Genomic DNA, 22,133 nt, shown 5'->3' with positions numbered 1-22,133 from the left:
CCGGGCCTGATCATGGTGAATGTGGATACCAAGCTGCTGGTGATTTTCACCGAGCTGCTGAGCAAGCGAAACGCCACATATGTGGCGGAAAAGATGCATATGACCGCACCTGCGGTCTCGCATTCGCTTGGCCGCCTGCGCGAGATCTTCGACGATCCTCTTTTTATCCGCGTGCCTCACGGCCTGACGCCGACGCCGCGCGCGCTGGAACTGGGCCCCAAGATCCGCGACATGCTGGATCTCTGGTCGTCCATCAATGAAGGTGAAGTCGACGACTTCGACCCGGCTATCGCGACCGGCACCTTGAATATCGGCTTTGCCGCCGAACTGGGCGACACGGTCTTCAATCGTTTCATTCTCCGTATCAAGCAGATGGCGCCGGAACTGCACATCCGGCTAGTCGAATCCCATTCGTGGGAATCGGACGTCGCTTCGATGCGCGCCAATGAGCTGGACCTCGCATTTTCGCCATTCCCGACCCGGCATCCGGAGATCGTCGAGGAGATGGTGACGTCGTTGAACCTCTGGGTTTGCGCCCGCAAGGACCACCCGCTGCTCAAGACCGATTTGACGCTTGAGCAATACCTCGATTGCAGCCATATCTTCATGGCGCACTCGGGCGGCGCCGGCCGTCCGGCTCCGTCGCTGATTCCGCTCGATTACGCCCTGCAGCAACGAGGCCTCAAGCGGAATGCGACGCTGACGGTACATTCGTGGCGTGCTCAGGCCGAACTGGCTGCCCAGACCGACATGATCTTCACGGTCAACGCGCTGACCAAGGACATGGCCTGCGAGACCTACGGCCTCAAGGCTTTCCCGCTACCAGCTGAACTCAACACGCTGCTGGGCCTGAACATGTTCTGGCACCGCAGCCGCAACACGCACCCCATGCTGGTATGGGCGCGTGGCCTGTTCCGGCAAGTGGTAGCCGAGTTCGTCGGCGTCCAGGCCGTCACCCCGCGCGGCCTGCGCGTGGTGGAAGAACAGGATCAGGATATTCCGCAGCCGTAATCGGACTCTGCAGCAAGCAGTTAAACGACTCGGGCGCCTTGTGCGCCCGAGTCGTTTTTATTTGTGCCATCGCAAAGTGCCAGCAGTTTCGGACATGTCTCATATCCGGCCAGGTGATGCCCTGCTAGCGTCGCCATTCGCAACCAACCCAGGGAGCAATGAATGGCGCAGGACATTTTCTTGAACCTCAGCGGCATCGCGGGCGAGTCCATCGACGCGACGCATACCGGTGATATCGAAGTGCTCGAGTGGGCGTGGTCCGTCAGGCAACCCGCAAACATGCACGCAGGCAGCGGGGGCGGCGCCGGCAAGTGCGCCGTCGAGGATCTGACGTTTGACCACTATACGGATCGGGCCTCGCCCAATCTTGTCCAGTACTGCCTCACCGGCAAGCATATTGCCCGCGCCATCCTCGTCATGAGAAAGGCGGGCGGATCACCACTCGAATATCTGAAGATGACGATGGAGGACGTGCTGGTCACGCAGGTGGCTCCCGTCTACTACAACACCATGCGCGTGCCGAGGGAGCGCGTGGCGCTGTCGTTTTCGCGATTCCGGCAGGAGTACGTCGTGCAGAACGCGAGCGGCGGCAGTGCGGGGACGGTAGGGGTGGGGTATGACGTCAAGGCCAATGCGGTGATTTGAGGAGAGGTCATGTTGCTTATATCGAAGAGCGGCATCGTTGACGCCGAGCGGGTCAAGGTGAAGATCTTTCCAGGATTGGAGAGAACCCCCATGCTCAAGGTCAACGGGATAGTGGTCCACCAAACGAACTCTTCCACATCGGGCAGTACGTTCGCGCATTATCAGAAGGCGGGAGCGCATGGCGCGCATTTTCTGATCGACAAGGATGGGACGATATACCAGACCGCATCCGTGTATAAGCGTACCAACCATGTTGGCTGGCTTAAATCACGCTGCCTGGAAACCAGCCAGTGTGCGCCTGCCGAATTTCGGGGTGCGCAGAGAATCAAGGGGATCAAGAAGCTCTCCGCGTATGAGCACAAGAAAGAGTCTCCAGCGCGATATCCGGGCAACAATGACTCAATCGGAATTGAAATCGTTGGCCGGGAAATCGGTAAAGTCGAGGGATATGAGGCCGTCAACGAAGCGCAAAATAGATCGTTGCGTTGGCTAGTCAGGGAGCTCGCCGAAACGTTGGGAGTGTCGATGCGCGAAGTGCACAAGCACCCCGACATATCCTACAAAAAGCCGTCGGAAGCGAGGTCGGCGAAATGGCAGGACTGAGAAACGCCGCACTAGCGCTATGTCTCTTGAGTGGGCTAGCAACTCATTCTTACGCTAGAGATGTTAAGAAGGTCGTTGTGGAGAGCGTCGGCCTGAGCGATATAGAGGGGGTTGCCGAGGAGGCCTGCAAAGCGTTTAAGCCAACCGCTTCTCAGATCCGGGCGTATTTCTCAAGAGCTTATCCAGTTGACGGATTCTGGTCGACTAATAAATTCTATTCTCCGTGCCATGCGAAAGGCTCTGTGGAATTTTCCGACGGAAATGCGGGGCGGTGGATCCTGACGTCCAGTGGTATCACCGAGTTGACGTGGAACCTAAACGGGCGGGTCGTGCTTTATCACGAAAAAAATGGATGGAGCGACCCATTTCGAGGCATGTACGACGGGCCAGACGAATAACGCGGCCGAGGGGAGGCGAGGGGTCGACGGCTCGATCTGTCATCCCAAATAAAAAAACCGGCGCCGAGGCGCCGGTTTTTGTTGCCTGCTCGCTGGGCCGTGGCCCGCGGCGGCTTATCGTTTGGGTCTGTGGGGACAGTCGTTCTTGGTGCAGTTGCCGTACAGCGACAATGCGTGTTCCTGCAGTGCAAAGCCGCGCTCGCGCGCAATGCTTTGCTGGCGTTGCTCGATGTCGGAGTCGAAGAATTCCTCGACCCGGCCGCAATCGAGGCACACCAGGTGATCATGGTGCTTGCCTTCGTTGAGTTCGAAGATCGCCTTGCCTGATTCGAAGTTGTTGCGCGACAGCAGACCCGCCTGCTCGAATTGGGTCAGGACGCGATATACCGTGGCGAGACCGATATCCATGTGCTCGTTGAGCAGGATGCGGTACACGTCTTCGGCGCTCAGGTGGCGCTGTTCACTGGTCTGGAAGATCTCGAGGATCTTGAGGCGGGGGACGGTCGCCTTCAGGCCGATGTTTTTGAGGTCCGCCGGACTCGGCATAGGCGTGACTCCCTAGAGTACAATGTCTGGATAGTTGAATCATAAGGGTTTTGGCGACAAAAGTCGCCCCGGTGCCACGGCCTGTACCGGACCCGGCACTATCCTTTCCCGTCTGAAAGCGAGATCCATGCGTTCATTCCGTACGACCGCCATGCGCCTGCCGCTGGTGTCTTCCCTGCTGGCGGCCGCCGTGCTGGCCGGCGCCTGCTCGGCCTATGACAGCACGTCGCGCAAGGTGGCCGACGCCATCACGCCGTATCGTATCAATATCGTACAGGGCAATTTCGTCTCGCGCGAGGCGGCGTCGCAACTGCGCGAAGGCATGACGCGCGATCAGGTCCGCTTCCTGCTGGGCACGCCGCTCTTGACCGACGTTTTCCACGGCAATCGCTGGGATTACGTGTTCTCGTTCCGCCGCGGCAGCACGCCAGTCGTGCAGCAGCGCCGCTACACGGTGTTCTTCGATGGCGACAAGCTGGTCAAGTTTGGCGGGGACGAACTGCCGTCCGAATATGAGCTGATCGCCGAAATCGACGGGATGAAGGCAGCCCTGCGCAACCAGACGCCGGGCAAGATCGTGACGAGTTCGAGCAGCGCACCGGCTGACGCCCCGGCCACGCCGGCACCGGCCGCACCGGCAGGCGCTGCCGATAGTGCCGCCCCCGTGCCGCCGACCGCCGCGCCGGCCCCCGAAGCCGCCCCGGCTCCGGCCACCCCGCCAGCCACGCCCACGCCCGACACGTCCGCCAAACCGGCAAGCTGACCGGCACGCGGCCCGTTGCGGGCCGCGCCCGGACGCCATGCCGCCTCGCCGCCCCGGCCGGGCGGCGCCCCTTCCCCCGACATCGCACAATCACCATGAATATTGCAATCGCAGGCGCTTCCGGCCGCATGGGCCGCATGCTCATCGAACATGTGCTGAATACCGACGGCGTGACGCTGACCGGCGCGCTCGACGTGCCCGGCGCCGCCGCGCTGGGCCAGGATGCCGGGCTATTCCTGGGCCGCGCCACGGGTGTGACGATTTCGTCCGATGTGGACGCCGTGCTCGGCGCCGCCGACTGCCTGATCGACTTTACGCGCCCCGAAGGCACGCTGGCCCACGTGGCGGCGGCGCGCCGGCTCGGCAAGAAGATGGTGATCGGCACCACGGGCTTCGACGCCGCCGGCAAGCAGGCGCTGGCGGACGCTGCCAAGTCGATCGCCATCGTCTTCGCCGCGAACATGAGCGTGGGGGTGAACGCCACCTTCAAGCTGCTGGAAGTGGCGGCAAAGCTACTTTCGACCGGCTATGACATCGAGATCATCGAAGCCCACCATCGTCATAAAGTGGACGCGCCATCGGGCACGGCGCTGGCCATGGGCGAGGTGGTTGCCGGCGCGCTGGGCCGCAGCCTGGACGATTGCGCCGTCTACGCCCGCGAAGGCCATACCGGCCCGCGCGACGCCAACAGCATCGGCTTTGCCACCGTGCGCGGCGGCGATATCGTCGGCGATCACACCGTGATGTTCGCCGGCATTGGCGAGCGCATCGAGATCAGCCACAAGTCGTCGAGCCGCCAGTCGTACGCCGATGGCGCCGTGCGCGCGGCGCGCTTCCTGGCCGACAAGCCGGCCGGCCTGTTCGACATGCAGGACGTGCTGGGCCTGAAGTAAGCCCGGCACACGCCAAAAATTGCCGAAAATGGCCCGCCGCGTGGCCATTTTCAGACTTTTCGCCGTCCGTGGCGGGTGTCCGCCACGGTTATAATCGGCTCTTTCGCAAATCGGTCCGCCCGGCACCCCAGGTGCGCGCGGAACGCCGTCCCCGATCCGACGTCCTGATCCGTCGTACCAAACATGCAAGACAAATATCTTCCTTCCGCCGTTGAACAAGCCGCCCAGCAGCACTGGCAGGCCACCGAAGCCTACAAGGTGGCCGAGCACGCTGTGGGTCCCGACGGGAAGGAGAAGTCGAAGTTCTACGCCTGCTCGATGCTGCCGTACCCGTCGGGCAAGCTGCACATGGGTCACGTGCGGAACTACACGATCAACGACGTAATGGCGCGCTACCTGCGCATGAACGGCCACAACGTGCTGATGCCGATGGGCTGGGACGCGTTCGGCATGCCGGCCGAGAACGCCGCGCTGAACAACCACGTGGCGCCAGCCGCCTGGACCTACGACAACATCGCTTACATGAAGAAGCAGATGCAGTCGATGGGCCTGGCGATCGACTGGTCGCGCGAGGTGGCAACCTGCAGCCCGGACTACTACCGCTGGAACCAGTGGCTGTTCCTGAAGATGCTGGAAAAGGGCATCGCCTACCGCAAGACCGGCACGGTCAACTGGGACCCCGTGGACCAGACCGTGCTGGCGAACGAGCAGGTCATCGACGGGCGCGGCTGGCGCTCGGGCGCGGTGGTGGAAAAGCGCGAAATTCCGATGTATTACCTGCGGATTACCGATTATGCGGACGAGTTGCTCGGTGATCTGGATGCGCTGGGCTGGCCCGAGCGCGTCAAGGTCATGCAGCAGAACTGGATCGGCAAGAGCACCGGCGTGCGCTTCGCGTTCCCGCACAAGATTTCGGGCGCGGACGGCAAGCTCGTCAATGACGGCAAGCTGTACGTGTTCACGACCCGTGCCGACACGATCATGGGCGTGACGTTCTGCGCCGTGGCCGCCGAGCACCCGCTGGCTACCCTGGCCGCGGCGAACAACCCGACGCTGGCCGCCTTCATCGACGAATGCAAGCACGGTTCGGTCATGGAAGCCGACATGGCGACCATGGAGAAGAAGGGCATGCCGACCGGGCTCCAGGTCGAGCACCCGCTGACCGGCGAGCCGGTGGACGTCTGGGTCGGCAACTATGTGCTGATGAGCTACGGCGACGGCGCCGTGATGGGCGTGCCGGCGCACGACGAGCGCGACTTCGCGTTCGCGAACAAGTACCAGCTGCCGATCCGGCAGGTGGTGGACGTCAAGGCCCAGCCGTTCTCCACCGAAGCGTGGCAGGAATGGTACGGCGACAAGGAAGCCGGCAAGCTGGTCCACAGCGGCAAGTACGATGGCCTGGGCTATCAGGCCGCCGTCGACGCCATCGCGGCCGACCTCGCCGCCAAGGGCCTGGGCGAGAAGAAGGTGACCTGGCGCCTGCGCGACTGGGGCATCTCGCGCCAGCGCTACTGGGGCACGCCGATCCCGTTGATCCATTGCGATGCCTGCGGCGTGGTGCCGGTGCCCGAGCAGGACCTGCCCGTGGTGCTGCCGGAAGACCTCGTGCCGGACGGCACCGGCAATCCGCTGAACAAGGACCCGCGCTTCCTGAACTGCACGTGCCCGTCCTGCGGCAAGCCCGCGCGCCGCGAGACGGACACGATGGATACGTTCATCGACTCGTGCTGGTACTACATGCGCTACACGTGCCCGGACGCCCCGACGATGGTCGACGCCCGCAACGACTACTGGATGCCGATGGACCAGTACATCGGCGGCATCGAGCACGCGATCCTGCATTTGCTGTACGCCCGCTTCTGGACCAAGGTCATGCGCGATATGGGCCTGGTCAAGTTCAGCGAGCCGTTCACGAACCTGCTGACGCAGGGGATGGTGCTCAACGAGACCTATTACCGCGAGGACGCCTCGGGCAAGAAGCACTGGTACAACCCGGCCGAGGTGGACGTGCGGACCGACGAGCGCGGCCGCCCGCTGGGTGCCACGCTGAAGGCGGACGGCCAGCCGGTGGTGATCGGCGGCGTGGAGAAGATGTCGAAGTCGAAGAACAACGGCATCGACCCGCAGGCGCTGATCGACCAGTACGGCGCCGACACGGCGCGCCTGTTCGTCATGTTCGCCGCGCCGCCCGAGCAGCAGCTCGAGTGGAGCGGTTCGGGCGTGGAGGGCGCGTCGCGCTTCCTGCGCCGCGTGTGGAACTTCGCCCATGCCAACGCGCAGGCGATTCGTGACGGCGCCGGCACGGCGTTCACGGCCGATGACGCCGCGCTGCGCCGCGACCTGCACGGCGTGTTGAAGCAAGCGAATTACGATTATCAGCGCATCCAGTACAACACCGTGGTCTCGGCCACGATGAAGATGCTGAACGCGCTGGAAGACGCTAAGGGCGCCTCGCCGGCCGCGCGCCGCGAGGGCTTCGGCATCCTGCTGCGCGTGCTGTACCCGGTGGTGCCGCACGTTACGCACGCGCTGTGGCAGGAGCTGGGCTACGCCGAGCAGGGCGGCGACCTGCTGGACGCCGCCTGGCCGCAGGTGGACGAAGCCGCGCTGGTGCGTAGCGAGATCGAACTGGTGCTCCAGGTGAACGGCAAGGTCCGTGGCAGCCTGACGGTGCCGGCCGATGCCGATCGCGCCGCCATCGAGGCCACGGCCGCCGCGAGCGAGATCGTGGCGAAGTTCGCCGCCGGCGCCGCGCCCAAGAAGATCGTGGTTGTGCCGGGCCGACTCGTCAACGTGGTGCTCTGAGGCGCCCGGAAACAAGGGAATTGCGAAGCATGGACGGAATCAACACAGGACGTCGCAGGGTGCTGGCCGCGATGGCGGCAGCCGGCTTGCTGGCCGGCTGCGGCTTTCACATGCGCGGCAACGCCGACTTCGCGTTCAAGCGGCTCTATATCGGCATTCCGCCCAATTCGTTGATGGGGGCGGACCTGCGCCGCAACATCCGCAATGGATCGGACACGCAGATCGTCAACGATATGAAGGAAGCCGACGCGATTCTCGATGTGCTGGGCGACACCCGCGCCAAGTCGATCCTGTCGATCACAACCGAAGGCGTGGTGCGCGAATACCGGCTGACGCAGCGATTCAGCTTCCGCCTGCGCGACCAGGCCGGCAAGGAACTGATTCCGCCGTCGCAAATGGTCCTGACCCGCGACCTGACCTACAACGAAGCCAACACGCTGGCCAAGGACTACGAGGAGCAGCAGCTCTATCGCGACATGCAGCGCGATATCGTCCAGCAGCTGATGCGCCGCCTGGCCTCGGTCAAGGCCATCTGAGGGCGGCTCGACCCCGCCCCGCACCGCGATGCAACTGAAGCTCGACGGACTCGACGCGCACCTGAAGCAGGCCCAGGCCAAGGGCATGGCGCCGCTGTACGTCGTGCATGGCGACGAACACCTGCTGGTGCTCGAAGCGGTAGACCGGCTGCGCCGCACCGCGCGCGAGGCCGGTTTTTCCGAGCGGGACGTCCTCGTGGCGGAGCGCGGCTTCCACTGGAGCCAGCTGGTCGAGGCCCAGCAGTCGATGTCGCTGTTCGGCGACCGGAAAATCGTGGAATTGCGGATCCCGACCGGCAAGCCCGGCAAGGATGGCGGCGAGGCGCTGCGCGCCGTGGCGGCCCAGCCGTCGCCGGACGTGGTGATGCTCGTCACGCTGCCCCGGCTTGATTTCGCCACATCCAAGTCAGCGTGGTTCCAGGCGCTGGAGTCCGCCGGGGTATCGATCAAGGTCGATGCCGTGGACCGCACGCGGCTGCCGGCCTGGGTTGGCGAGCGGCTGGGATTGCAGCAGCAGCGCGTGGAACCGGGCGAGGCCGGGCGCCGCGCGCTCCAGTTCATCGCCGACAAGGTGGAAGGCAACCTGCTCGCCGCCCACCAGGAAATCCAGAAGCTCGGCCTGCTGTACCCGCCCGGCGTGCTTACCTTCGACCAGGTGCACGACGCGGTGCTCAATGTGGCCCGTTACGACGTCTTCAAGCTGTCCGAGGCGATGCTCGGCGGCGACGTGCCGCGCCTCACGCGCATGCTCGAAGGGCTGCGCGGCGAGGGCGAGGCCACGGTGCTGGTGCTCTGGGCGCTGACCGAGGAAATTCGCGTATTATCCAAAGTCCGGCAAGGGCTGGCGGCCGGCAAGCCGGCGGGCGTGCTGATGCGCGAATTGCGCGTCTGGGGCCCACGCGAGCGGTTGGTGCCGCAGGCCGCGCAGCGGTTGGCGCTGCCGCAGCTGGAAGCCGCGCTGGCCATGGCCGCCCGGCTGGACCGGCAGGTCAAGGGCCTATCCGACCTGCCAGGCGCAGGCGGCCTGGGCGGCAGCCTCCCGGCCGAGCCATGGGATGGCCTGCTGCAACTGGCGCTGATGATCGCGCGCCCGGCCTGAGTTTCCGATCGACCGGTCGCCTGACCTACCCGCACGACACCGGCCCCCGGGCCCCCGAGACACTACTACGCAGTCGAGCCAGGAACGCCTGGACACCATCATGACCGAGTTCGATCTCAACGCTTACATGGACCGCGTTGGCCAGCAGGCCCGCGCGGCGTCGCGCGCGATGGCGCGGGCCACCACGGCCGACAAGAACCGCGCGCTGCTGACCATCGCCGCCGCCATCCGCCGGGATGCCGACAAGCTCAAGGCCGTGAATGCGCGCGATGTGGAGCGTGCCCGGGCCAACGGCCAGGACGCCGCGTTCGTGGACCGCCTGACGCTGTCCGACAAGGCCATCGACACGATGGCGGCCGGGCTGGAGCAGATCGCCGCGCTGGCGGACCCGATCGGCGAGATCACCAATATGAAGTTCCGCCCGACCGGCATCCAGGTCGGTCAGATGCGCGTACCGCTGGGCGTGATCGGCATCATCTATGAGTCGCGCCCGAACGTGACCATCGACGCCGCGGCACTGTGCCTGAAGTCCGGCAACGCCACGATCCTGCGCGGCGGCTCCGAAGCCATCGAGTCGAACACGGCACTGGCCGCGCTGGTGGCGGAAGGGCTGTCGTCGGCCGGGCTGCCGGCCGAGGCCGTGCAGGTCATCGAGACCACCGACCGCGCCGCCGTGGGCCGGCTGATCACGATGACCGAATACGTCGATGTGATCGTGCCGCGCGGCGGCAAGAGCCTGATCGCGCGCCTGATGGAAGAGGCCCGCGTGCCGATGATCAAGCACCTGGACGGCATCTGCCACGTCTACATCGACACCGATGCGGACCTGGACAAGGCCATCCGCGTGGCCGACAACGCCAAGACGCAGCGCTACGCGCCGTGCAACACGATGGAAACGCTGCTGGTGTCGCGCGACATCGCCGCCGCCGTGCTGCCGCCGTTGGCCAGCATCTATCAGGAGAAAGGCGTGGAGCTGCGCGTCTGCGCCGCCACGCGCGCCACGCTGGAAGCGGCCGGCTTCGGCAAGCTGGTCGATGCCACCGAGGAGGACTGGCGCCTCGAATACCTGGCGCCGGTGCTGGCCATCCGCACCGTGGACGGGCTCGACGCGGCCATCGACCATATCAATACCTATGGCTCGGCCCACACCGATTCGATCATCACCGAGAACTACACCGCCGGCATGCGATTCCTGCGCGAGGTGGATTCGGCCAGCGTGATGATCAACGCCTCCACGCGCTTCGCCGATGGTTTCGAATACGGCCTGGGCGCGGAGATCGGCATTTCCAACGACAAGCTCCACGCACGCGGCCCGGTCGGGCTGGAGGGGCTGACTTCGTTGAAATACGTCGTATTCGGGCACGGGGAAATCCGGACCTGAGGATTGCCGGCCACGCTTCTTAAATACGCCAAAACAACGTCCACCACCAATGCTCTGGGTCAAGTCGTTCCATATCGTCTTTGTCGTGTCGTGGTTCGCGGGGCTCTTCTACCTGCCGCGCATCTTCGTCAACCTGGCGATGGAGACCGATCCGGCAGGCGTGCAGCGGCTGCTGCTGATGGCGCGCAAGCTGTTCCGGTTCATGACCATGCTGGCCGTGCCGGCCGTGGTGTTCGGGCTGTGGCTGTACCTCGGCTATGGCATCGGACGCGGCACGGGGCAGGGCTGGATGCGCGCCAAGCTGGCGCTGGTGCTGGTGCTGATCGGCTACCACCACGGCTGCGGCGTGCTGTTGCGCAAGTTCGAGCGGGGCGCCAATGCGCGCTCGCACACGTTCTATCGATGGTTCAACGAAGTGCCGGTGCTGGTGCTGCTGGCTATCGTGATCCTCGTGGTCGTGAAGCCGTTTTAAGCGATCTACGATTCAGCGTTCTCCCCCAAAGCCTTACATGAGGTCATGATGAGCAAGCAGGTCGAGTACTTCCTGGCGCCGCAGTCCCCGTTTACCTACCTCGGACATGCCCGCTTCGTCGACATCGCCAACCGCCATAACGCCCAGGTGCTGCTGAAGCCGGTGGATCTTGGCAAGGTGTTCGCGGTGTCCGGCGGCGTGCCGCTGGCGCAGCGTCCGCCGCAGCGCCAGGCATACCGGCTGGTGGAACTCGAGCGTTGGAGCCAGTTCCTGAACATGCCGATGCATCTGCATCCGACGTTCTTCCCGGTGTCCGGCGATGCCGCTGCCCGGCTGATCATCGCCGCGCAACTGGCGCACGGCACGGCGCGCGCGCTGGAGTTGACCGGCGCCATCTGCCGGGGCGTGTGGGCGGACCAGCGCAATATCGCCGATGCGGCCACGCTGGCGCTGATCGCGGACGAGGCCGGCCTGGACGGCGCCAATCTGCTCAAGGCCAGCGAGGGTCAGGCCGTGCAGGCCGCCTACGCGCAGAATACGCAGGACGCGCTCTCCGCCAACGTGTACGGCGCCCCGTGGTTCGTGCTGGATGGCCAGCCGTACTGGGGCCAGGACCGCCTCGATTTCCTGGACCGCGCCCTGGCCGCCGACTAGCGGTCCGCCGCGCGGTCCGCTACGCTAGTCTCACTCCCGTCCGCCACGGCGGACGTTTTTGTTTGCAGGATGTTCTTCCCATGACCCAAGCCTTCTTTGCTCCTTGCCCGCGTGGCCTGGAATCCGCCCTTGCCGAGGAACTGCGGGAAATCGCCCAGTATCCGGCCGTGGTGGCCGCCGCGCCGTTCCAGGTGCATCGCGAGGTGCCGGGCGGCGTGCCGTTCTCGGGCGAGATGGCGGCGGCCTATGCCGTCAACCTGCACTCGCGCATTGCCAGCCGCGTGCTGCTGCGCGTGGCGCAGCGCGGCTACCGGCATGAGGACGATGTCTACGCGCTGGCCCGCCAGCAACGCTGGGATCAGTGGTTTTCGCCGGATGAGTCGCTGCGGGTGGACATCACCGCGCACAAGTCACCGCTGCACAGCCTGAACTTCACCGCGCTGCGCGTGAAGGACGGTGTTTGCGATGCCATGCGCGAGGCGCTCGGCGACCGTCCCAGCGTCGATACGGTCAGCCCGGATGTGCGGATTTATGCGCATTTGACCGAGTTCGACTGCACGCTCTACCTCGACACCACCGGCGAACCGCTGTTCAAGCGCGGCTGGCGCATGGAGAAGGGCGAGGCGCCGCTCAAGGAAAACCTCGCCGCCGGCATCCTGCGGCTGGCGGGATGGGTGCAGGGCCAGACCGCCCGCCCGTTCTTTGATCCGATGTGCGGCAGCGGCACGTTCCTGGTGGAGGCGGCGCAGGTGGCGCTGGGCCTCCCGCCGGGCGGGGCGCGGACCTTCGCGTTCGAATGGCTCAAGGGCATGGACAACAAGGCCTGGCAGGCCCTGCGCGCCGATGCGCAACGCGCCAAGGAGGCGGCGGCCAAGGGCGTGGCGGCGCTGGAGATCGCCGGATCGGACATTTCCACGGACATGCTGACCATGGCGGACGCCAACTGGCAGCGCGCCGGGCTGCCGGGCGAGGTGCCCCTGAAGCAGGTGGATGCGCGCTTTGTGCAGCCACCGTTCGCCACGCCGGGCGTGATGCTGATGAATCCGCCCTATGGCGAGCGGATTGCCGTGCGCGGCGAGCAGCGCCGGGGCGCACTGCCCGAGGCCCCGCGCGACGAGGCCGAGGAGGCCGCCGCGAACCAGTTCGCCAGCGCCTTCGCTACCACCTTGAAGCAACACTTCGCGGGCTGGCAGGCGTGGGTGTTCACGGGCGACCTGAGTATGCCGAAGCGCCTGCGGCTCAAGGAATCGCGCCGCACGCCGCTCTACAACGGCAATATCGAATGCCGGCTGTTCCGCTTCGACATGGTGCGCGGCGGCAACCGCAAGGAAGGCGGGGAAGCGCCGAAGGAATAAGGGGGATGCGGGACGGTCAGGCTTATGCCTGCTTGTTCCGGCCCGTCAGCGCCTCGGGGTTGCGGGCGAAATCGCTCAGGAACCCCTGCAGGCTCACCACCGGCTCCTGGAGCAGGTGGCGCGGCAGGTCGAACAGCGCGTAGAAATACTCCTCGCGCCCTTCGCACCGCTCGGCCGGCAGGCAGTATTGCTCCCAGTCGGCGCACGCCGGCGTGTACATGCCGTTGCCGGGCCAGAAGAACGGCACGATGCGGCCTTCGCGCAGCCCTTCGATCAGCGTGGCCGGCGCCTCGTAGGCTTCGGCCGACTCCACCTGGCTCATCAGCCCGGCGCGCGTCTCGATCACCATCAGCGTGGCATGTCCCTGCGCCGTCAGCAGCAGGATGCCCACCGGATTCGGATACAGGTAGTACTCGACGAAGCCATAGCGCGCGGCGGTCTGGCGCACGCGGTCGGCCATCACCGGATCGGACAGGAACGCGTACGAGTGCCGCGTGAGCAGGTCGCGCAGCGTGCGCGAGATCGCCGCGAAATACTGTTGCTGGAGTGCGTCGATTTCCTGGTCGAGCCGCGCCACCATGTTCGGATCGTGCTTCTTCACATAGCGGTCGATCAGCCCATGGTTGAAGCCTTGCACCGCAATGCTTTCGTCGGCGGTGCCGGTCAGCAGGATGGTCTTGCACGGCAGGTCCTGCAGCGCCTGGCAGAACTCGAGGCCATCCATCTGCGGCATCGAGTAGTCCACCACGATCACCCCGGGCTGCATGAAGCGATGGATGTCGTGGACCTGGCGATAGATGCGGTCCACGTCGAGTTGCACGGTGCGCCGCTCGCTCAGGAAGGTCAGGTCGTCGTGGGTCACGCGCACGGGCAGGAAGGCCGGATGCCGGGTGGCATAGGCTTCGCGGATCCATGTCAGTGCCTCGCGCGGGTCGGTGAAGCTCACCACGGCGCGCGACGCGTCCATCTGGAATGCCAGGCTGTCGATAAACGATTTGCTGTCGTCCACCAGCACCGTCAGGACGGGGTGATGGAAGACCGACAGGTTCCTGTCATGCGGGCTGAATGTCATGGTGCGATCTACGCTGCGGCCGGCAGCGAATGAAGAGCGAGGGTTTGGGGGCCGTGGCAAGCCAGTATAGCGCGCGGATGGGTCCACGCAATGTTGCCGCACCAAAGGAGGCCAAAAGCAAACGGCCGGCGTTGGTTGCCGGCCGCATGTCTTCGATTTCGTTGATTTCAGGTCTTCACGCCGCTTTAATCACCGAGGGTTTCCGGCCTGATTGTCAGTCGGATTCCGATTCCGATTCGGATTTGCGTTCCGCGGTGTCCGGCCTTATTCCACGGCCTTGAACATGTCCTCGACCACCTTCTTGGCATCGCCGAACACCATCATGGTCTTGTCCATATAGAACAGCTCGTTGTCCAGGCCCGCGTACCCGGCCGCCATCGAGCGCTTGTTCACGATGATGGTCTTGGCCTTGTACGCCTCCAGGATCGGCATGCCGGCGATGGGCGACTTCGGATCGGTCTTGGCGGCCGGGTTGACCACGTCGTTGGCGCCCAGCACCAGCACAACGTCGGCCTGCCCGAACTCGCTGTTGATGTCCTCCATCTCGAAGACCTGGTCGTACGGCACCTCGGCTTCCGCCAGCAGCACGTTCATATGGCCCGGCATGCGGCCCGCCACGGGGTGGATCGCGTACTTTACGATCACGCCCTTGTCGTGCAGCTTCTCGGTCAATTCTTTAAGTGCATGCTGAGCACGGGCCACCGCCAGGCCGTAGCCGGGCACGATGATCACGGTTTCGGCATTGCCCATCAGGAACGCGGCGTCGTCGGCCGAGCCGGACTTCACGTTGCGCTGGGCCTGCGCGCCGGCCGGGCCGGCTGCCGCCGCGTCGCCGCCGAAGCCGCCCAGAATCACGTTGAAGAACGAGCGGTTCATCGCCTTGCACATGATGTACGAGAGGATGGCACCGGACGAGCCGACCAGCGAGCCGGCGATGATCAGCATCGGATTGTTCAGCGAGAAGCCGATGCCCGCCGCCGCCCAGCCCGAGTACGAGTTCAGCATCGAGACCACCACAGGCATGTCCGCGCCGCCGATCGGGATGATGATCAGCACGCCCAGCACGAAGGCCAGCGCCAGCATGATTAGGAACGGCAGCCACGCCTGCGATAGGAAGAAGATGATGCCGAAGCCGAACATCGCCACGGCCAGCAGCAGGTTCAGCCAGTGCTGGCCCGGGAACACCACCGGGGCGCCCTGGAACAGCCGGAACTTGTAGCGCCCCGCCAGCTTGCCGAAGGCGATCACCGAGCCCGAGAACGTGATGGCGCCGACGAAGCAGCCGATGAACAGTTCGATCCGGTTGCCGGTGGGAATCAGGTGCGAGCCAGCCGGCGCGATGCCGAACGCAGCCGGCTCCGCCACGGCGGCCACGGCGATGAACACCGCCGCGAGACCGATCAGCGAGTGCATCGCCGCCACCAGTTCCGGCATCTTGGTCATCTCGACCTTGCGCGCCACATAGGCGCCGATGCCGCCACCGACGACCAGCGCGCCGAAGATCAGCGCCAGGCCCGTGCCCACCGACGACTGGGCCGTGCCCGCCGCCAGGAACTCCTCCTTGAGCTTGACGATCAGCGCCAGCGTGGTCACCACGGCGATGGCCATGCCGATCATGCCGAAGGTGTTGCCCTTGCGGGCCGAAGCGGGGTGGGACAGGCCCTTGAGCGCCTGGATGAAGCAGACCGAGGCCACGAGGTACAGCAGCGTGACGAGGTTCATGCTGACGAGTCCGGTCATCGTGCCCCCTCCTTGCCAGCCAGCTTCTTCGGTTCCTTCTTCTTGAACATCTCCAGCATGCGCTGGGTCACGAGGAAGCCGCCGAACACATTGACGGCCGCCAGCGCCACCGCCAGCGTGCCCATGATGCGGCCCACGCTGCCTTCCGTGAGGCCGGCCGCCAGCATGGCGCCGACGATGATGATGGCCGAAATCGCATTGGTCACGGCCATCAGCGGGGTGTGCAGGGCCGGCGTTACCGTCCAGACCACGTGGTATCCCACGTAGATTGCCAGCACAAAGATGATCAGGTTGATCACCGTGTGGTTCACCATCTCCATCGACTTCTCCTCGTTGCTTTCGAATTCTTCGTGCTTCGTATCGATGTGGGACTGCAGGGCCGGCACCGCCACCGCGCCGGGCGGCTCGCCCCGGGCGCGGCTATCGCAAAAAAATCCAGAAAGATCAGTCGATCTTCTTGATTTCCTTGATGCGGTTCTTCTCGTCCACCAGGATGACCTTGGGCTTATAGGTCTTCACTTCCTCGTCGCTCATCGGTGCGTAGGTGCAGATGATCAGGTGGTCGCCCAGGTGCGCGCGGCGCGCGGCGGCGCCGTTCAGCGAGATCTCGCCGCTACCGCGTGCACCCTTGATGATGTACGTGGAGAAGCGCTCGCCGTTCTGTACGTTGTACAGCTCGATCTTTTCGAACTCCTTCATGTCGGCAGCGTCGAGAAGATTCTCGTCGATGCCGCACGATCCCTCGTAATGGAGGTCCGCCTGCGTCACGGTGACACGGTGGAGCTTGGCGCGGAGCATGTTGCGTTGCATGGGTGATACGTCCTTGGTTGAGGCTGGGTGGGCCGTCCGCCGGTGTGTCCTGGCGTGGCGGCTCCGGTTGGGAATCTAGGCGGCCTGCCTGACGAGCTGGCCGTCCTTGCACATCAGGCAGGCGGCGACGATGTCGTCCTCAAGGTTGAGCGTGTAGCGCGCATCCTTGTCGACGATCAGCTTGAGGAAGTCGAGCACGTTGCGCGCGTAGAGCGCCGAGGCGTCCGCGGCGACCATGCCGGCCAGGTTGGTGTAGCCGATCAGGACCACGCCGTGGCGTTCCACGACCTCGTCGGCCACGGTCAGCGGGCAGTTGCCGCCCTGGGCGGCGGCCAAGTCGACCACTACCGAGCCGGGCTTCATCTGCTTGACAGTGTCTTCCTGCAGCAGCACGGGCGCCTTGCGGCCCGGGATCAGCGCGGTGGTGATGACGATGTCGGCCTGCGTGGCGCGCTGGTGCACCAGTTCCGCCTGGCGGCGCATCCAGTCGGCCGGCATGGGACGGGCGTAGCCGCCCACGCCCTGGGCGATCTCGCGTTCCTCGTCGGTCTCGAACGGTACGTCGAGAAATTTGGCGCCAAGCGACTCGATCTGCTCTTTTACGGCGGGGCGGACGTCCGAGGCCTCGATCACGGCGCCCAGCCGCTTGGCCGTGGCAATCGCCTGGAGACCGGCCACGCCGGCGCCAAGGATCAGCACGCGCGCGGCCTTCACCGTGCCGGCGGCCGTCATCAGCATCGGCATGAAGCGCTGGTAGTGGTGCGCGGCCACCAGCACGGCCTTGTAGCCGGCGATGTTGGCCTGCGACGACAGCACGTCCATGCTCTGCGCGCGCGTGGTGCGCGGCGCGGCCTCGAGCGCGAACGCGGTGATGGCCGCACTGGCCATGCGCGCGTTGTTCTCGATATCGAAGGGATTGAGCATGCCCACCAGCACGGCGCCCGGCTTGATCTGGGCGCGCTCGGCATCGTCCGGTGCCCGCACCTTCAGCACCAGCTCGGCGCCGAAGGCATCGGCAGCCGTGCCGATCCGTGCGCCGGCGGCTTCGAACGCCGCGTCGGGAATGCTGGCGCGTACGCCTGCGCCAGCCTGCACCGTGACCTGATGCCCTTGGGCAACGTACTTCTTGATGGTCTCCGGGGTGGCGGCGACGCGTGCCTCGCCTGCCCGCGTTTCCTGCGGGATGCCGATATGCATCGTCAATTTCTCCTTTAGCTGGCGTCGTATCTGATTGGGCGGGCTGACGTCCTGGCCCGTTGGTCCACCGCGGCGCGGCGCACCAATTTTTGCGCAGCTTACCCGAAACTTACGTTCGGTGGTGACTGCCCGGTCGACGATTTGTGCGGTCGCCACGACTCATTTTTGCGACGCATGAAACGACTCGTTTAATGCAGGCAGGATTCCCTCTTGATTCGAACATGTTGCCGGGGCGCCCAATCTTGATGCCGATTTGATGCGCCGCTCCGTATCGTGACGGGTACGCCGCTTTCCCTCTTTTTCGGGGAAGGGCGCCTCCAAACACCCGTTACGCATCCAGCATCCATGATCGCTACCCGCCTTACCGCCCTCGTCCTCCTTGCCGCCCCGTGCGCCACCGCGCTCGCCCAGGAGGCGGAAGCCTCGCCCCACACCTTCACCGCCAATGTCACGCTGGCCAGCGAATACCGCTACCGGGGCCTGATGCAGTCCGACCGCCGCCCGGCCATCCAGGGCGGGTTCGACTACACCCACGCGAGCGGGCTCTACCTCGGCAACTGGAACTCAAGCATCAGCTGGCTTTCGGACAGCAACGCGGAAGTCTCCGCCCCGGTGGAGATGGATTTCTACGGCGGCTTCCGCAACACGTTCAAGCTGGCCGACGCCGAATTCAACTATGACCTCGGCGTGCTCGAGTACTACTACCCTGGCGATTATCCGAGTGGCTTCACGCGTCCCTACACCACCGAGGTCTATGCCGGCATCGGCTACGGCCCAGTGTTCCTCAAGTACTCGCACGCGCTGACCAACCTGTTCGGATTTGGCGACACCAAGAACAGCTACTACATCGACCTCACGGCCAACGTGCCGCTCAATGTGTGGGACCTGACGGTCAACGCGCACGTGGGCTACCAGGGCGTGAAGAACCTCAGCGACGCCTCGTATACCGACTGGAAAATCGGCGTGGCCAAGGACTTCGGCAAGGGCCTGAGCGTGGCCGTAGCCTACCTCGACACCAACGCCAAGCGTGGCACTTATACGAATTCGCATGGCCGCTACATGGGCAAGGCGACCGCGCTCGCGTCCATCACAAAGACGTTCTGACCGGGTTCGACGACGCGGCGTTGATGCGTTGTTGATACCCGGCGCCGCGATTGCTGCATCAATTTGAGACGCCGCTCCCTAGCATGGAGCCATGTTCCACAGACGATCCGCCCCGCGCGGATTCAAGCGTAATGCGACAGTCGCGACAGTCCTCGAGCCTCGCCGTTGCCTTTGCCACCGTCCCGCGCCGCCGCGCCGGGCGTGACGCCCTGCCAGCCTCCGCCGCCAGCGATGGCCACTGGATCCGCCTGCGCCTGGCGGTGGCCTCGGCGCAGGTCTTCATGCTGCGCCAGACGCTGCACGTGGCCATCGGCAAGCTCGCCCGTGTGTATGTGGTGGAGGTGGACCATCGGCACGGGGAAACCACGCTCCATGTGGAAGTGGAGCGCGCCGGCCGCGACGCCGCCATGCACGCCATCATGACCGCGCTGCCGGCCGCCGAGTTCGGCATCACGACGATGCTGGGGAGCGATCATGCCGCGCACTGATTCGGTCATCGGCGATGGCCTGTGGCTGCCGCTGGTCACGCCGCTGCGCCACGGCGCGCCCGACCTGCGCGCCGCCCAGCAACTGGCCGCGCACTATGCTGGCGCCGGTGTGGATGGCCTGATCGTGCTCGGCACGACGGGCGAGGGCGGCCTGCTGACCGAGGCAGAGCGGCTGATGGTCACCGCAGCCGTGCTTGAGGTGGCGCAGGGCCGCATGCCGGTCATGGCGGGCGTGGGCGGCGTGGACACGCGCTCGGTCTGCGAGCAGGTGCGCACGCTGGATCGATTCGACCTCGCCGGCTACCTCGTCCCGCCGCCGTACTACCTGCGCGTGTCGGACGAGGGCATCGCCTGGCACGTGCGCCGCGTGGCCAGCCAGACGGCGCGCCCGCTGATGCTCTACAACGTGCCGAAGCGCACCGGCTCCACGATTTCCCCCGCGCTGGCACTGCGGCTGGCCGACCATCCGCAGGTCGTGGCGATCAAGGAATGCGACCGCACCGGGCTGCGCGCGTTGGCCGGGCAGGATGCCCTGCGCGTGTTCTGCGGCGAGGATGCCGCCATGCTCGACCACCTGCTGGCCGACGGCGCAGGCGTGGTGCCGGCTGCCGCCCATATCCGCCCGGACTTGTTCGTCCGGCTGCTGCAACTGGCCCGCACCGGCTGCGACGAAGCGGCGCGCGCGCTGTTCCGCCAGCTCTCGCCGCTGATCGACCTGATGTTCGCCGAGCCGAACCCCGCGCCGGTCAAGGCCGCGCTGGCGCTGGCAGGCCTGGCCCGCGCCGAGGTGCGCCAGCCGCTCACGCCGGCCACGCGCGCGCTGACGGCCCGCCTGGAAGCGGCCATGGCCCTGCTGCCGCCCGCGGTGTTTCCGCCCTTTCCGCCTTCATCCCTGCACATTCCGACAGCAACCGGTAAAATGCCGGATTGCTTAAAAAATGTGCATCATGTCACGTGAATGGAACGCCAGCGTCACAGTTGCCGCTGTCATCGAACGCGGCGGCCGCTTCCTGTTGGTTGAAGAGGAAACGCGCGACGGCCTGCGGCTGAACCAGCCGGCCGGCCACCTGGAAGCGGGCGAGAGCCTGATCCGCGCCGTCGTGCGCGAGACCCTCGAGGAAACCGCCCACACCTTCGAGCCGCGCGCGCTGATCGGCTGCTATATGAGCCGGGGGCTCTCCTCGCGCGACCAGGGCGACACCACCTATATCCGCTTCGCCTTCACGGGCGACCTCGGCACGCTCGATGAAGGCCGCCAGCTCGATACCGGCATCATCCGCACGCTGTGGATGACCGCCGAGGAACTGCGCGCCTGCCCCGAGCGCCATCGCACCCCGTTGCTGATGGCCTGCGTGAACGATTACCTCGCCGGCAAGCGCTTCGCGCTGGATGTGCTTTATACGCATCCCACAAGCGTGGCGGTCAGCACCGGAGACGCATCGTGAGCGGCAAGCGGGTGGTGGTGGGTATGTCGGGCGGGGTCGATTCGTCGGTCACCGCGTGGCTGCTCAAGCAGCAGGGGTACGAAGTCATCGGCCTGTTCATGAAGAACTGGGAGGACGATGACGACAGCGAATACTGCTCCACGCGCGAGGACTGGCTCGACGTGGTGTCCGTGGCCGACCTGATCGGCGTGGACGTGGAGGCGGTGAACTTCGCCGCCGAGTACAAGGACCGCGTGTTCGCCGATTTCCTGCGCGAATACTCGGCCGGGCGCACGCCCAATCCGGACGTGCTCTGCAATGCCGAGATCAAGTTCAAGGCGTTCCTGGACCACGCGATGTCGCTCGGCGCCGAGACCATCGCCACGGGCCACTATGCGCGCGTGCGGCAGGCGGACAACGGGCGCTTCGAGCTGCTCAAGGCGTTCGACCACACCAAGGACCAGAGCTACTTCCTGCATCGGCTGAACCAGGCGCAGCTGTCGCGCACGCTGTTCCCGCTGGGCGAGATGCCGAAGACGCGCGTGCGCGAGATTGCCGCCGAAATCGGCCTGCCGAACGCGAAGAAGAAGGATTCGACCGGGATCTGCTTTATCGGCGAACGGCCGTTCCGCGACTTCCTCAATCGCTACCTGCCGACCAAGCCGGGGCCGATGAAGACGCCCGAGGGCAAGGTGGTGGGGGAGCACATCGGGCTGGCGTTCTATACGCTGGGCCAGCGCAAGGGCATTGGCCTGGGCGGCAGCCGCGAAGGCAGCGGCGACGCCTGGTACGTGGCGCGCAAGGACATGGCCGCCAACACGCTCTACGTGGTGCAGGGGCACGACCATCCGTGGCTGCTGACGCCGGTGCTGGAAGCGGCGGACCTGTCCTGGGTGGCGGGTGAGCCACCTGCGGCCGGCGCCGAGATGGCGGCCAAGACGCGCTATCGCCAGAGCGATGCGGCCTGCCGCGTGGAAGCGGCCAACGGCGAGGCGCTGAAGCTGGCCTTCGCCGAAGCGCAGTGGGCGGTGACGCCGGGGCAGTCGGCCGTTCTCTACGACGGCGACGTCTGCCTGGGCGGCGGCATCATCCAGTAATTGTCTGATGAGGCACATCGGCGCACGGAGGCGCCGGCGT

The 22,133-nt window shown here is 65.4% G+C and carries 23 protein-coding genes; 17 read left to right on the top strand and 6 right to left on the bottom strand.

What is annotated here, in order from left to right; all coding sequences use genetic code 11:
- The first annotated feature begins 12 nt into the window (after positions 1-12).
- The 3 genes from AC1EJR_RS15630 (at position 13) to AC1EJR_RS15620 (ending at position 2,259) form a co-directional block, all read left to right on the top strand.
- Entirely contained in the window at positions 13-1,011 is a 999-nt protein-coding gene (locus AC1EJR_RS15630; protein WP_092298761.1) for a LysR family transcriptional regulator, read from the top strand.
- Positions 1,012-1,173: 162 nt separating this feature from the next.
- A complete protein-coding gene (locus tag AC1EJR_RS15625; protein WP_092298763.1) occupies positions 1,174-1,656 on the top strand; it encodes an Hcp family type VI secretion system effector in 483 nt (160 codons plus the stop codon).
- Between the two features lie 9 nt (positions 1,657-1,665).
- Entirely contained in the window at positions 1,666-2,259 is a 594-nt protein-coding gene (locus AC1EJR_RS15620) for a peptidoglycan recognition protein family protein (protein WP_477113379.1), read from the top strand.
- A gap of 512 nt (positions 2,260-2,771) precedes the next feature.
- Here AC1EJR_RS15620 and fur read toward each other — a convergent pair.
- Positions 2,772-3,203, bottom strand: a complete 432-nt coding sequence (fur, locus tag AC1EJR_RS15615) for a ferric iron uptake transcriptional regulator (RefSeq protein ID WP_092298769.1) — start codon at positions 3,201-3,203, stop codon at positions 2,772-2,774.
- A gap of 127 nt (positions 3,204-3,330) precedes the next feature.
- Between fur and AC1EJR_RS15610 the strand changes: the two genes are divergently transcribed.
- The 9 genes from AC1EJR_RS15610 (at position 3,331) to AC1EJR_RS15570 (ending at position 13,161) form a co-directional block, all read left to right on the top strand.
- On the top strand, positions 3,331-3,966 hold the full coding sequence (locus AC1EJR_RS15610) for an outer membrane protein assembly factor BamE (RefSeq protein ID WP_092298771.1): 636 nt from the start codon (positions 3,331-3,333) through the stop codon (positions 3,964-3,966).
- 95 nt (positions 3,967-4,061) lie between these two features.
- Positions 4,062-4,859: a 4-hydroxy-tetrahydrodipicolinate reductase gene (gene dapB / locus AC1EJR_RS15605; protein ID WP_092298774.1), complete on the top strand. Its 798-nt coding sequence runs from the start codon at positions 4,062-4,064 to the stop codon at positions 4,857-4,859.
- Between the two features lie 183 nt (positions 4,860-5,042).
- Positions 5,043-7,664, top strand: coding sequence for a leucine--tRNA ligase (gene leuS, locus AC1EJR_RS15600; RefSeq protein ID WP_477105714.1), 2,622 nt, complete (start codon positions 5,043-5,045; stop codon positions 7,662-7,664).
- 29 nt (positions 7,665-7,693) lie between these two features.
- On the top strand, positions 7,694-8,200 hold the full coding sequence (locus tag AC1EJR_RS15595; RefSeq protein ID WP_454757338.1) for an LPS-assembly lipoprotein LptE: 507 nt from the start codon (positions 7,694-7,696) through the stop codon (positions 8,198-8,200).
- Between the two features lie 28 nt (positions 8,201-8,228).
- Complete coding sequence (gene holA / locus AC1EJR_RS15590) at positions 8,229-9,299, top strand: DNA polymerase III subunit delta (RefSeq protein ID WP_092298784.1); 1,071 nt, start codon at positions 8,229-8,231, stop codon at positions 9,297-9,299.
- 100 nt (positions 9,300-9,399) lie between these two features.
- Positions 9,400-10,680 carry a glutamate-5-semialdehyde dehydrogenase gene (locus tag AC1EJR_RS15585; RefSeq protein ID WP_092298787.1) on the top strand — a complete coding sequence of 427 codons (1,281 nt, stop codon included), beginning with the start codon at positions 9,400-9,402 and terminating at the stop codon, positions 10,678-10,680.
- A 49-nt stretch (positions 10,681-10,729) separates the two neighbouring features.
- On the top strand, positions 10,730-11,152 hold the full coding sequence (locus AC1EJR_RS15580; RefSeq protein WP_477113378.1) for a CopD family protein: 423 nt from the start codon (positions 10,730-10,732) through the stop codon (positions 11,150-11,152).
- Positions 11,153-11,200: 48 nt separating this feature from the next.
- Positions 11,201-11,806, top strand: coding sequence for a 2-hydroxychromene-2-carboxylate isomerase (locus AC1EJR_RS15575; RefSeq protein WP_092298793.1), 606 nt, complete (start codon positions 11,201-11,203; stop codon positions 11,804-11,806).
- An 80-nt stretch (positions 11,807-11,886) separates the two neighbouring features.
- Positions 11,887-13,161 (top strand): THUMP domain-containing class I SAM-dependent RNA methyltransferase, encoded by a 1,275-nt coding sequence (locus AC1EJR_RS15570; RefSeq protein WP_477113377.1) that lies wholly within the window; start codon positions 11,887-11,889, stop codon positions 13,159-13,161.
- 22 nt (positions 13,162-13,183) lie between these two features.
- Here AC1EJR_RS15570 and AC1EJR_RS15565 read toward each other — a convergent pair whose 3' ends face one another.
- The 5 genes from AC1EJR_RS15565 to AC1EJR_RS15545 all read right to left on the bottom strand — a co-directional run bounded on the left by AC1EJR_RS15565 (position 13,184) and on the right by AC1EJR_RS15545 (position 17,980).
- On the bottom strand, positions 13,184-14,233 hold the full coding sequence (locus AC1EJR_RS15565; RefSeq protein WP_092298799.1) for a response regulator: 1,050 nt from the start codon (positions 14,231-14,233) through the stop codon (positions 13,184-13,186).
- Positions 14,234-14,497: 264 nt separating this feature from the next.
- The gene (locus AC1EJR_RS15560; protein ID WP_092298802.1) at positions 14,498-15,973 is read right to left on the bottom strand and encodes an NAD(P)(+) transhydrogenase (Re/Si-specific) subunit beta; all 1,476 of its coding nucleotides are present in this window, start codon (positions 15,971-15,973) and stop codon (positions 14,498-14,500) included.
- Positions 15,970-16,293 carry an NAD(P) transhydrogenase subunit alpha part 2 gene (locus AC1EJR_RS15555; RefSeq protein ID WP_092298993.1) on the bottom strand — a complete coding sequence of 108 codons (324 nt, stop codon included), beginning with the start codon at positions 16,291-16,293 and terminating at the stop codon, positions 15,970-15,972. Before AC1EJR_RS15555 ends, AC1EJR_RS15560 begins: the two co-directional genes overlap by 4 nt.
- Positions 16,294-16,417: 124 nt before the next feature.
- Positions 16,418-16,783, bottom strand: coding sequence for an aspartate 1-decarboxylase (gene panD / locus AC1EJR_RS15550; protein WP_092298805.1), 366 nt, complete (start codon positions 16,781-16,783; stop codon positions 16,418-16,420).
- A gap of 75 nt (positions 16,784-16,858) precedes the next feature.
- Positions 16,859-17,980, bottom strand: coding sequence for a Re/Si-specific NAD(P)(+) transhydrogenase subunit alpha (locus tag AC1EJR_RS15545; RefSeq protein WP_092298808.1), 1,122 nt, complete (start codon positions 17,978-17,980; stop codon positions 16,859-16,861).
- Between the two features lie 345 nt (positions 17,981-18,325).
- Here AC1EJR_RS15545 and AC1EJR_RS15540 point away from each other — a divergent pair, with 345 nt between their 5' ends.
- The 5 genes from AC1EJR_RS15540 (at position 18,326) to mnmA (ending at position 22,093) form a co-directional block, all read left to right on the top strand.
- A complete protein-coding gene (locus AC1EJR_RS15540; RefSeq protein WP_477147302.1) occupies positions 18,326-19,084 on the top strand; it encodes a TorF family putative porin in 759 nt (252 codons plus the stop codon).
- 131 nt (positions 19,085-19,215) lie between these two features.
- A complete protein-coding gene (locus tag AC1EJR_RS15535; protein WP_092298814.1) occupies positions 19,216-19,572 on the top strand; it encodes a hypothetical protein in 357 nt (118 codons plus the stop codon).
- Entirely contained in the window at positions 19,559-20,530 is a 972-nt protein-coding gene (locus tag AC1EJR_RS15530; protein ID WP_092298818.1) for a 4-hydroxy-tetrahydrodipicolinate synthase family protein, read from the top strand. Before AC1EJR_RS15535 ends, AC1EJR_RS15530 begins: the two co-directional genes overlap by 14 nt.
- Entirely contained in the window at positions 20,511-21,017 is a 507-nt protein-coding gene (locus tag AC1EJR_RS15525) for an NUDIX hydrolase (RefSeq protein WP_092298821.1), read from the top strand. Before AC1EJR_RS15530 ends, AC1EJR_RS15525 begins: the two co-directional genes overlap by 20 nt.
- Positions 21,014-22,093: a tRNA 2-thiouridine(34) synthase MnmA gene (gene mnmA / locus AC1EJR_RS15520; RefSeq protein WP_092298824.1), complete on the top strand. Its 1,080-nt coding sequence runs from the start codon at positions 21,014-21,016 to the stop codon at positions 22,091-22,093. The genes AC1EJR_RS15525 and mnmA overlap by 4 nt, the downstream gene beginning before the upstream one ends.
- The last annotated feature ends 40 nt before the right edge of the window (positions 22,094-22,133 follow it).

This window comes from Cupriavidus sp. 05T42 (genome assembly GCF_056396345.1).
The sequence above is the reverse complement of the archived record's forward strand: the minus strand, read 5'-3'. Positions and strand labels throughout refer to the sequence as shown.